Origin of the sequence: Tigheibacillus halophilus (assembly GCF_042683165.1) — a bacterium.
GTDB classification, from domain to species: Bacteria; Bacillota; Bacilli; order Bacillales; family Amphibacillaceae; genus Tigheibacillus; species Tigheibacillus halophilus.
The window spans coordinates 109,931-122,629 of the sequence record NZ_JBHUIZ010000015.1; the positions used below are offsets into that span (position 1 = coordinate 109,931).

Annotated in this window: 5 protein-coding genes; all 5 read left to right on the forward strand. The window is 41.4% G+C overall.

Annotated features, from left to right (window positions below; all coding sequences use genetic code 11):
- Nucleotides 1-15 precede the first annotated feature (15 nt).
- The 5 genes from ACFSMW_RS16450 to ACFSMW_RS16470 all read left to right on the forward strand — a co-directional run bounded on the left by ACFSMW_RS16450 (nucleotide 16) and on the right by ACFSMW_RS16470 (nucleotide 12,674).
- Nucleotides 16-4,149, forward strand: a complete 4,134-nt coding sequence (locus ACFSMW_RS16450; protein WP_390357385.1) for a discoidin domain-containing protein — start codon at nucleotides 16-18, stop codon at nucleotides 4,147-4,149.
- A gap of 99 nt (nucleotides 4,150-4,248) precedes the next feature.
- Complete coding sequence (locus ACFSMW_RS16455) at nucleotides 4,249-8,550, forward strand: discoidin domain-containing protein (protein ID WP_390357386.1); 4,302 nt, start codon at nucleotides 4,249-4,251, stop codon at nucleotides 8,548-8,550.
- 316 nt (nucleotides 8,551-8,866) lie between these two features.
- A complete protein-coding gene (locus tag ACFSMW_RS16460) occupies nucleotides 8,867-9,892 on the forward strand; it encodes an extracellular solute-binding protein (protein ID WP_390357387.1) in 1,026 nt (341 codons plus the stop codon).
- 35 nt (nucleotides 9,893-9,927) lie between these two features.
- Nucleotides 9,928-11,028, forward strand: coding sequence for an ABC transporter ATP-binding protein (locus ACFSMW_RS16465; RefSeq protein ID WP_390357388.1), 1,101 nt, complete (start codon nucleotides 9,928-9,930; stop codon nucleotides 11,026-11,028).
- Nucleotides 11,025-12,674: an ABC transporter permease gene (locus tag ACFSMW_RS16470; RefSeq protein ID WP_390357389.1), complete on the forward strand. Its 1,650-nt coding sequence runs from the start codon at nucleotides 11,025-11,027 to the stop codon at nucleotides 12,672-12,674. The genes ACFSMW_RS16465 and ACFSMW_RS16470 overlap by 4 nt, the downstream gene beginning before the upstream one ends.
- Nucleotides 12,675-12,699 lie beyond the last annotated feature (25 nt).

Here is a 12,699-nt window from a genome sequence, read left to right on the forward strand (position 1 = left end):
TTAAAGGAGGATATTATGCCGAAAAAAAACCATCAACATGTCAAGCTCAGCACCATCATATGCCTATCTTTCATGATTTTATTATTATCAGCAATAGCCGGGGGAGCTTCACAGGCAGAAGCAGGCAGCAAGGCAGCTAAAGAAAAACTGAAAAGTATTGGTACAGTAACGAAAATTACCAAAGACGGCAATGACGTTTATCTGGATTTATCGACTAATGAAAGGATCAAGATCAATTTTTTGAAAGAAAATGTGTTTCGATTGCATTTGGATCCAGAAGCGGATTTTCCAGAATATCCAACCCCGAACAGTCCGGATCATAAGACAAAAATCATCGATAAAAATGTTAACGCATACAAAGATGATTACGGTGACATTAAAGTGAATGTTGATGAAAGTGATGCCAAAGTCTATGAGATTTTCACGGATAAGATTTCACTAAGAATCGATAAAGAAACATCCAAAATGAGTCTTTATGATAAAGAAAAGTCGAAGCTGCTGTGGGAAGAAGCAGAGCCGCTGCAGCATGAAAAAGGGAAAACAGTGCAAACGCTGAAAACCAAAGACGATGAGTATTTTTATGGCGGCGGCCAGCAAAACGGCTACTACTCGCATAAAGGCGAGTCCATCAACATTAAAATCGGCGGCGGCTGGGATGCAGGCGCTGCATCGAGCCCGGTCCCATTTTACTTAAGTACCGAGGGTTACGGGGTGATGCGTAATACCTTTAAGCCCGGAAAATATGATTTTAAAGAAACAGCTACTTTTGAACACGATGAAAATAGATTTGATGCGTATTATTTTGTAGCAGATACGATTCCGAAAACCATAAACGAATATACGGAGTTGACAGGAAAGCCCGCATTGCTGCCTGAATTTTCGTTTTACCTGGGGCATGCTGACTGCTTTAATGGTAAACATAATGGCCACGGTGACCAAAGAACGCTGCTTGAAGATGGTGTCGATTATTTGAACAGATACGTCGATAACGACATGCCATTAGGGTGGTTTTTGCCAAATGATGGCTATAGCTGTGGTTATGGTGGACTGGACAATTTGGAAAAATTTGTTGATAAAGCGAATGAAAAAGGGGTTGAGGCTGGTTTATGGACACAAAGTGATCTGAAGCCTAATCCGGATTTGCCAGAAGATGACCCACTGCGAAGGGATCTTGATGGTGAAGTGAAAGCTGGGATTAGAGGAGTCAAGACAGATGTAGCCTGGGTAGGACATGGTTATTCCATGGCATTGGATGCTACCCGTCAGGCAGCAGAGGGATTACAAAAAGAGGAGAATTCCAATGGGGCACGTCCATTTATTATTTCACTTGATGGGTGGGCAGGAACACAACGCTATGCATCACTATGGTCTGGTGACCAATACGGCGGAAATTGGGAGTACATCCGCATGCATATTCCGACTTATATTGGTGCCGGTTTATCAGGAAATCCGAATGTCGGATCAGATATGGACGGAATTTTCGGCGGGGATAAAACTGTCCAGACAAGGGATTTTCAATGGAAGGCATTCACACCAATTCAAATAGACATGGATGGCTGGGCGTCCGGCGGGGATGATTACAGTAAAGAAAAAAATCCATGGAATTACGGAGAACCTTATACATCAATTAATAGAATGTATTTGAAAATGAAGTCTGAGATGATGCCTTATATCTATTCCAATGCGGCCGAATCATCAGAAACGTCAATGCCGATGATCAGAGGAATGATGCTCGCATACCCCGATGATCCATATACGTACGGCACGCAAACACAGTACCAGTATATGTGGGGGCCGAATCTGCTCGTTGCGCCGGTGTATAAGGAAAGTGAAAATGATGCTGGCATCCGGAACAATATTTACCTGCCGGATAAGGATCAGGTTTGGATCGATTACTTTACAGGAGAGCAATATAAGGGTGGAGCAGTAATAGATCAATTTGATGCACCATTATGGAAAACGCCTGTATTTGTGAAAAATGGAGCGATCATACCGATGGCGCCAGAAAACAATTCTATCAATCAACTGGATGGTTCTGAAAATCGTATTTTCGATGTCTACCCATCAGGTAAATCAGATTTCACCTTATATGAAGATGATGGGAAATCGGTAGCGTATAAGGATGGTAAAAATATAAGCACCAAGATCACTTCTGAAGAGGCGGATGGCAAGGCTGTCATCACAGTTAATGAAGCAAAAGGGCAAGGATATAAAGGAATGGTGAAAGAAAGAGGTACCGAATTTTTCATCAACACACGTCAACATCCAGACAATGTTACTGTTCAATCAGGTGATAAAGAAATTGAATTGAAAGCAGTCAAGAGTGAGAAGGAATACGAAGAAGGAGAAAATGTTTATTTCTACAACGAATCTCCTGATTTGAATAAGTATGCAACCAAAGGTTCTGAATTTGAGAAGAAGGAAATCATTACAGCACCAAAACTGCAGGTCAAAGTCGGTAAAACGGATGTTACAAAAACTGCCGTGACATTGACAGTAGATGGCTACAATAATAATCAAGAGAAAGAAATAGTGGATGAACAAGTACCAGATATTCCTGAAAAGCTTGGTGCTGATCAAGAAAATGTGACAGATCAGGAAATAAAGCTGAACTGGGAAAAGGTTGCTGGAGCACATGTTACCTATGATTTGAAGATTGATGGTGTCATTCATAGAAATGTTTTCGATACAGAAAGTAAAAAAGAACCATTCTATATCCATGCTGATTTGGAAAACGATACATCCTACACATATCAAGTCAGAGCAGTGAATACGAAGGGAGCTTCCGATTGGAGCAAGGAAATAACCGTGAAGACCAAGCAAGACCGATACAGAAATGTACCGAGAAATATGACCGCCAAGGCAAGCAGTGAAGAGGGCGGGCAAGAGGCTGTCAATGCAGTGGATGGTAAGGAGAATACTGTATGGCATACAGATTGGAATTCCGGAAATAAACCGCCGCATACGTTTGAAATTGATATGAAATTGGCATATCAACTGGATAAATTCGAGTATCAGCCTAGAACAGATGCGGGAAATGGAACGATTTTAAAGTATAATCTGGATGTAAGTATGGATGGCAAAACGTACAAAAATATTGTGAAAGATGGCACATTCGATAGAAATGGTCATTTGAAAACCATTGATTTCGACGAGCCTGTAAATGCGAGATATATCAAGCTGACCATCACAGATGCTGTCGGGGGATTTGGCTCCGCGCAGGAATTCAGACCGTTCAAAAAGGATAAAACGGAAGGTTGGGTTGTTGGGAAGAATATTTCTGACGGTTCAGGCGGTTCGATCGGTGAAGACGATTTGAATTTCTTTGCGAGCTATCTTGGTGTTGATGAAACCGACACAGCTTGGAATCAAGTTGCCAGGGGCGATATCAATTATAACGGTGTTATCGATGCCTATGATTTGATGTATGTCGCAGCGCAGCTCGGGGAAAACCCATTGGAAAGTACTGGTAAATCAGTGAAAGGATCCATTGACATCAGACCTGATAAGCAGCATGTGAAGAAGGGCGAGAAGGTTGATGTTGCCGTTATCGGATCAGATTTGCAGGATATCAACGCTTTCGGTTTGGAGATGTTGCTTCCTACCAATGCATTCAAGGTGGAGAAAATGTCACCTGGTGATGCAACGAAGGATATGGTGAACTACGCGAAGGTCAATGGCTCCAAAGCTTCAGCGAAGCGATTCATGTTGGTGTTTTCCAATAAAGGGGCACAGCCAACATTGGACGGTAAGCAAACACTGGCGACTATTACATTGGTAGCGAAGGAAGATGCAGATTTTGCTACTGAAATTACCAGATCTTTGCTGGTCAACACAGACTTTGAAACGATTGATGATATTGGGGATGTGTTGGAACCGGAAACAGCAAGCATCGCCCAGCTGCAGTCACTCGTGGAACACTTGAAGGAAAATGGCGAAATTACGAATGCTTCAGCAGCTCAGCAGTTGCAAACGCATCTGCGAGCAGTAGCACATTACAAAGACCAAGATCAAACAGAAAAAGCTGTGAAGCATTTGCGAGGCTTTAACGTATTGCTTAAACAGCAAGTAGAAAAGAAACACATTTCCGAAGAGGCGTACAATACCCTGAAGGAAAATACAGATCGTTTGCTGGAAAAATGGCAATAGGCTTTAGATGATTTAGATGAGCCCTTGGGTGACACTGTTGCCCAAGGGAAATTACTATCCATATTCAAGTTCTATCACATTTGATCGGAGGAACTTAGGATGAAGCGGAAAAGCTATTGGCTGTCGACAGCAACATTGATCATTTTCCTGATAGTTTTAATAATGGGAAACCGACATGTGGATGCAGATGCAGCCGCTGTAAATGCTGGAGCAGCTGATGTACACATTACAAAAGAAAAAGTGGAAATTGGGAACGATGCAATGAAACGAATCATTGATGTTTCCGATTCCAGTCTGGGAACGACAGAAGTTTTGAACAAGCGGATCGACAAAAAATTAATTCCTCAAAAAGGCTCAGAGGATTTTTCAATCCATTTGGTGTCAGAGGAAAACGATGTCATAAAGGCCAGCGATCTCACAATTAAAAACGTAAAAGAGCAGGCCTGTCAATCTGGCAAAAAAGTGCAATTCATTTTTGAAGACTACAAGAAAAATGATGCAATCTGGTCCATCAAATATACCATTTTCACAGAAGACGGCAAGCCATATTTGCGAAGTCATGTGGACATTTCATCTACCAAAAAAGATGTGGCCATCGACTATATCGATGTCGATTCCTTTGCATTGCCAGATGACGTGGAGGGGCTATTCCACCATCCCCCGTTGGATGATATCTCATCCATGTGGATTGGAAAATATGAATTGGTCCTCGGACAGCCGATTTATGCGAATGGGATGTTTTTCGGATCCGAGTTTCCAGCGTCGGATACGGATGTAAAAGACAATCAGATGCAAATCAGGTATTATTCCGGAAAGGACTTCAAACAGCTGAAAAAAGATGGTCAGCTGAACAAGGATGGAAGTTTCACGACCTGGAACAGTGTCATGGGAGCTGCGGAAGGGACGGACCAAGATGTCGTTCAAACAGCTTTATTTTCCTATATCGATGATATCGCAACGAAAACGGAATTCCGCAAGCAATACAATTCCTGGTACGATAACATGATGGACATCACCGATGAAAGTATTGCGGATTCCTTTTATGGAACAGAAAAAGAACTGAGTAAAAATGGGGTAAAACCACTGGATTCCTATGTTGTGGATGATGGCTGGAATGCATATGAAACAGTTGACGAAAATGGAAATGAAACCGGCAGCCCATACAAAAACAAGACAGGTTTCTGGGAGTTCAATAACAAATTTCCGAATGAATTATACCCTGCCAGTGATATGGCCCAAAAGTTCGATTCCACATTCGGACTATGGCTTGGGCCACAAGGGGGATATAATTACTTTGGCGGGTTTGCGGAATTAATGGAGAAAAACGGAACCGGTCACGTAACGAATGATTATTGGAAATCCGTTGATGTCGGATCAAGGACGTATTTGGACAATTTACAGACGCTCTTCACAGATTACCAGGACAGATTCGATATCGATTATTGGAAGCTGGATGGATTCGCTTTACGACCATCCAAGGATAAGGACAACAATCATATGGTTGGCGGCGACCATGATATGTACTTCACATCGGATCTTTGGGAAGGGTGGATCCAAACCTTTGAAAAGATGCGCAAGGAACGCACCGACAAAGAAAAAGATTTATTTTTGAATTTGACGAGCTATGTCAATCCAAGCCCATGGCTCTTGCAGTGGGGGAATACGGTTTGGCTGCAGGATTCAGGAGACATTGGTTTTCTGGATGATTTTGGCGGATCACAGGCAGATCAGGTCATTTCTTACAGGGACAATGTCTATTTCAATATTTTTAAGAAAAATGATTTGCAGTTCCCGTTGAAAAACGTGTATAATCACGACCCGATTTATGGGGTATCCGCTAATGTAAAATTCAGCGATGATGACTTCAGAAATTACTTGATGATGAATGCCGCAAGAGGAACAGCTTTTTGGGAATTGTATTTCTCCCCAAGCATCATGAACGAAGAAAAGTGGAAAATCACTGCGGATGTGCTGGACTGGGCTGAAAGCAACTCCAAAGTGTTGGAGCATGCCAAACTGTTCGGCGAGCGGCCTGATAAAGGCGGTGTCTACGGCTATTCCAGCTGGAGCGATGGAGAAGGTATCGTCTCCTTCCGTAATGCCGGTGACAAAAAGCAGTCGTATGAATTGACGCTGGATGATGTTGCAGGCGTGCCCGCAAAGCTGAAGAATGCAAAAATGGTGCAGATTCAGCCGCGTGTGGATGAAACGAATGCCGAAACGAAAAATTATGGGGACAAGGTCAAGGTGACATTGGATCCGCATGAATCACGAATCTATCAATTCACAACGGAAGACAAGAAGCAACCAAAAGTTATTTCCGTCAAAAGCATTGGCAAGGATCAGGTGCGTGTGAAGTTTGATCAGCGTATCCAAAATCCTTCATTTAAGGTGAATGGAAAAAATGCTGATGCGGAAGTTTTGGAAGACTATCGGACGGTTGATATCACGGCTTCTGAACTGTTCACAAAAGAAAACTCGTTGAAAATGCGTGCCGAAAATATCTGGGGTGATGCAGTTTCCGCAGACAAGCAGTTTACACATTATGAGGATGGCACTGCCGCAGCATTGTTCGATAAAGATGATCTGGTGAACGCAGATGACATGAAAAAAGTGCATTTTGATGAGCCGGATATCGACTTGTATCATGTGGACCATAAGGCTTATACTTTTGCTGATCAAACGCCGCTGACCGGAAAAAACGATTTCACCCTATCATTGAAAATGCGAGGTTCCAGCGCCGAACAAATCATTTTACAGCAGAAAGATGCGTTTGCTTTAGCAGTGGATGACAAGGGATATCTGAACTTTACCGTTGGTGATAACACAATCAGCTCTAAAAATACGGTAACAACAGTCAAAGAGATGGCTTATGGAACGTTCGGTACAAAAGATTACAAGCCAACGACAATCAAAGAAACTGCAAAAGGAAAAGTGAATGATGGTAACTTGCATGATATCAAAGCAGTCAGGGAAGCAAATGGCATGCTGAAACTTTATGTAGATGGGGAATTAGCTACCTCGAAGTACGTCAAAGAAAAATTTCCGCTGGTAAAAGGTGATATCACCCTTGGAAGTACAAAAACAGATATTCAGGTTGCTGAGGTGGAAGTGAAAAATCAGGCAATCGCTTATGATGAAGCTGAAAAATCCTATGACGAATTGAATTTAGAAGAAGGGTATAAGGCAATGGATCGTGCAGGGTTCAAGGCATATGCGAACTCGGAAGAAAAACAGGCGGAGCCTTATGAAGGCCCTGCAGAAAATGTGCTGGACGGCAAAGAGTCTACCTGGTGGCACACGCAATACAATGGCCAACGTCCAGAGGTTCCGCATTGGATTACCATCGAAATGCCTGAAGCGAAACCGGTTGATGCTTATGAGTATGTGAGCAGGAATGGAAATGGCGATGTGAAAAAATACAAGCTACAAGTGTCTGATACGAATGAAGATAACAGTTGGAAAACGATCAAATCAGGTGACATGAAAAATGGCGGCAACACAATAATCGCATTTGATGAGCCAGTCAAAGCGAGGTTTTACAGACTGTATATCACCGAAACATATGGAACACCGGAAAACACCTTTGCATCAGCTGCAGAAATCAAACTGCATACGAAACAACAGGGAACTTCCGATTTTGCATCGCTCGCCCCGGCTTACGAAGAAATAAGCCTAATGGATGAAGCACGTTATACGAAAGAAAGCCTGGAAAAATCCGGCTTTAACGCATTGAAAGATAAGGTGAAAAAACTTTATCTGGACCCGAATGCAGCACAAAGAGACATCGACGCAGCTGTCTCTGATTTCAAGCAGCATTATGAAGGTATTTTGGAACAACTGGTGGAAAAATCCGATGGAGATGATACAATACCACCAGAAATAAGTGTGGAAATGAATGGGAACAAACTTACTGATCAGGCGGTCATTGCCGATTCAGAAATTGCTACGTTTACATGGACAGCCGCGGATGAAGGAAGTGGTGTGGAAAAAGTATCTGCAGCCTTTGACGGTGAACCGTATCAAAGAGGAAAAAATATCGATTTGGCAGGAAAGACCGGGGCACATGAACTTGTTGTGACAGCGGAAGACAAAGCCGGGAATGTGCAAAAAGAAACGTATACGATCCGTGTTACAACTAGTGGTTCTGACATGATGACACTTGTCGATCGTTTTGAAAAGGATGGCGCATTTGAAAAGGCTGAAGCCGCCCATCAGCTGAAGATTCAGTTGACAACAATTGCCCACTTTGAGAAAAAAGAATCTGATAAAAAGGTGCTCAAGCACTTAACCGGATTACAATCGCTGCTAAAGCATCTGAAAAAGAATGAGTTGATTCCTAAAAAAATCTATCACATTTTAAAGGATGATACAGCCTATTTAATAAAAAAATATCAATAAAATGTAATGGAGATGCAGGATGCAGCTTCTTAGGCCGCTTGTGCGTGACTCATTGGGGTATTCCGTTGGCTGGCCTGGCTCCAAAATAGAAAAGATGCGGATGAGAATGTGTCACGTCCGCATCTTTTCTACTATCTGTAATGATCTTCCCCCATTTAAAAAACCGCTTCGACTTCTCGTAATCCTGAATTATTTCACAAATAATTGGTTTCGAAAAGTAGACAATGTTGTTCAATAGTGACATTGTAAACGCTTTACTGACTATTTATACTTAATGCAGTAACGAAAAGTTAAACAATTTACAGGGGGGATTTTGATGAAAAAGCAAGTTGCAGTACTTCTTATTATATTCGCTTTGGTCGTATTTACATCTGCTTGTGGCGGAGATAGCGGATCAGAAAAAACAAAAGATAAACTGGTGGTCTATTCACCGAACAGTGAAGCAATCGTCAATACAATTATTCCTTTGTTTGAAAAAGAAACAGGAATCAAAGTGGAACTGATTTCAGCAGGTACGGGTGAATTGATCAAGCGTATTGAAACGGAAAAAGGCAATCCAAATGGAGATGTAATGTTTGGGGGAAGCAAGGCACAAGCACTTGGATATGCAGACCTATTCGAGAAATATACATCCAAAAACAATGATAAAATGCTTCAGGAACATCAAAATGTGAACGGTTTCCTGACACCTTACGGAGCTGACGGCAGTGTGTTGCTTGTCAATACTGACCTGATAGGTGACGTCAAAATCGACAGCTATGAAGATTTATTGAACCCTAAGTTAAAAGGGAAAATCGCAGCAGCCGACCCAGCCAGCTCAAGTTCAGCATTTGCCCAGCTGACTAATATGCTTTTGGCCAAAGGAGGAGACTATACATCTGAAAAAGGTTGGGATTATGTTGACAAATTGATTAAAAATCTTGATGGAAAGGTTGCAAATGGTTCTAGTGCCGTGCATAAAGGTGTTGCCGATGGTGAATACGTGGTTGGGTTGACTTATGAAGATCCAGCGGTGAGTTATGTTCGTGATGGAGCGCCGGTGGAAGTAATTTATCCAAAAGAAGGTGCTGTTTATCTTGATGCTGGTGCTGAAATTATAAAAGGTGCAAAGCATATAGATAATGCAAAGAAATTTATTGATTTCATCACTTCCGAAAAAGCACAAAATGCATTTGCTTCCGAGCTGACAATACGTGCACTTGGCAAGAATGTCAAAGTTGCTGACTACATGACCCCATTGGATAAAATCAATGTTATCAAAGAAGATGAGGCATATGTCGAGAAAAACCGCGACAAAATTTTAGATAAATATATGGATGTATTTACAGATGCACAAGAATAATTGACAGAGGTGCTAAAAAGGGAGAGGGAGTTCTGGTGAGTGTTTCCATTCATTTCAATAATGTAATAAAAAAATATGATAATACAACGGTGATCCCTGGTCTTTCCTTTGACATCAAGGAGGGTGAATTTTTCACCCTCCTTGGACCGTCGGGATGCGGGAAAACGACTTTATTAAGAATGATAGCAGGATTCAACAGCATTGAAGGCGGTGAAATAGCTTTTGATGATCGTGTAATTAATAAAATCATTCCACAACGGAGAAACATCGGTATGGTATTTCAGAACTATGCTATTTTTCCACATTTAAGTGTGGCCAATAATGTGGCATTCGGACTAAAAAATAGAAATATGGCTAATGAAGAAATAGGGAAACGTGTAGATAAAATGCTGGATGTTGTACAGATGACTAAATTTAAAAAAAGTATGCCTGAAAACCTATCTGGCGGTCAGCAACAGCGGATTGCTTTGGCACGAGCTATTGTTATTGAGCCAAGTGTTTTACTAATGGATGAGCCGCTGTCCAATCTCGACGCCAAATTGCGTGTGGATATGCGGGAAGCAATCAAAGATATTCAGCGTAATGTAGGAATCACAACTGTGTACGTTACTCATGATCAGGAAGAAGCCTTGGCCGTTTCCGATCGTATTGCTGTTATGAATGAAGGGGAAATTCAACAAATTGGCACACCTCGAGCAATCTATCAACGCCCAGCTAACACATTTGTGGCAAATTTTATCGGCCGGACCAATATCATTGAACGGACCATTGTGTACCGTGATAACAAGTATTTGCTAGTGATGGATGAGCAATATGAGGTCATTATTGAAAATCTGAAAAAGAGTTTCGACAAACAAGATACAAAAGTAAAACTGTCCATTCGCCCGGAAGAATTTGTCATTAATGATAATAAAAATGGCATGCGAGCCATCATTAAGGGCAATATGTTCCTCGGTATGAACATTCACTATATAGTTGAGCTTCAAAATGGCGAGCAAGTCGAAGTGATTCAGGAATCGATGATCGAGGAACCGCTGAAACCTGGAAAAATCATCTATCTTGGCGTAAAACAAAACAAAATTAATATTTTTGATTTCAAAAGTGAAGTTAATGTGTTAAAGGATGATCTTTTATGAAACAGTCGACAAATCGAAAAGACATTTGGACCTTGATTACAATTGGAATCATCATTCTGTATGCGTTTGTTCTCATTTTTCCGCTTTTTTCTCTCTTGAAGGAAAGTTTTGAAAAGGATGGACAATTCAGCTTGGCTTATTTTGTTCAGTTTTTTGAAAAAAAATATTATTATAGTGCCTTGTTTAATAGTCTGAAAGTGACGTTAGCAGTGACGCTTGCTTCACTAGTCATTGCCGTGCCGCTAGCATATGTGATGACGACGATTAAGATCAAAGGTAAATTATATCTGCAGATTTTGATTCTAGTCTCCTCAATGGCACCACCATTTATAGGGGCTTACTCATGGATACTGCTGCTTGGAAGAAACGGGATAGTCACCAATTTCATGCGGGACACATTCCATTTTGGTACACCAGATATATATGGGTTCACAGGTATCCTAGTTGTGCTGACGCTACAATTGGTTCCATTGATTTACATGTTCTTGATGGGAGCTTTTAAAAATATAGACAATTCCTTGATTGAAGCTGCAGAAAGCATGGGGTTATCACGATTCAGAACCATTGTTAAAGTTATCATGCCATTGATTATCCCTACCATTTTGGCAGGCTCTTTGCTTGTATTTATGCGGGCATTGGCTGACTTTGGCACTCCAATGTTGATTGGGGAAGGTTATAAAACACTACCGGTACTGATTTTTAATGAGTTCACCTCCGAAATGGGCGGTGATGCGGGATTCGCGGCTGCTATTAGTGTCATTGTTGTTGTAGTGGCTTTGACCATATTTCTGTTGCAGAACTATGTCACGAACAAAAAATCCTTTTCCATGAGCGCGCTTAACCCGATAAAAGAAAAAAAGGAAAAACGCTTGAAAAATGTGATTGCCTATATTTTTGTTTATGGATATATCACGTTAGCTATTTTGCCAATGCTATATGTGGTTTATACAGCTTTCTTGAAAACATCAGGGCGTATTTTTGTCAAGGGTTATTCTCTGGAAAGCTTTCAAATGGCATTTGAAAGATCAGGGGATACAATTTGGCACACATTCATGCTTGGGTTGATTTCTTTGGGGATCATCGTCGCTGTAGCGATTTTAATCGCCTATGTGACTGTACGTAGAAGGAGTATAATGACGAGTGGTTTGGATATCTTGTCGATGATTCCGTATATTGTTCCAGGATCTGTCCTTGGAGTTTCACTCCTGCTCGGCTTCAACTCCGAGCCGCTTGCATTAAGTGGAACTGCAACCATCATTATTATTGCCTTTGTCATCCGGCGTTTGCCCTATACGATTAGATCCAGTGCGGCAATTATTCACCAGATAAATCCTAGTATTGAAGAGGCCTCAGCGAGTCTTGGAGCATCTACATTCAGAACATTCTATAAAATAACATTGCCGATGATGATGCCAGGTGTCATATCTGGTGCAATACTCAGCTGGGTGACCATCATCAGTGAATTGAGTACTTCAATTTTACTGTATACAGTAAAGACCAAAACCATGTCGATAGGTATTTATACTGAAGTTGTACGTGGGAATTATGGTGTTGCAGCAGCGCTTGCGACAATTTTAATTGCTATTACCGTTATTTCATTATTAATCTTCTTTAAATTAACAGGAAAAAAGGAAGTTGCACTATAATAGAAACAGCATGAGAGTATGTTTC

Excerpts from the sequence above, each read along its gene's own strand:
- ACFSMW_RS16450 (WP_390357385.1), top strand. The coding sequence starts at position 16 with ATGCCGAAAAAAAACCATCAACATGTCAAGCTCAGCACCATCATATGC.
- ACFSMW_RS16455 (WP_390357386.1), top strand. The coding sequence starts at position 4,249 with ATGAAGCGGAAAAGCTATTGGCTGTCGACAGCAACATTGATCATTTTC.
- ACFSMW_RS16460 (WP_390357387.1), top strand. The coding sequence starts at position 8,867 with ATGAAAAAGCAAGTTGCAGTACTTCTTATTATATTCGCTTTGGTCGTA.
- ACFSMW_RS16470 (WP_390357389.1), top strand. The coding sequence starts at position 11,025 with ATGAAACAGTCGACAAATCGAAAAGACATTTGGACCTTGATTACAATT.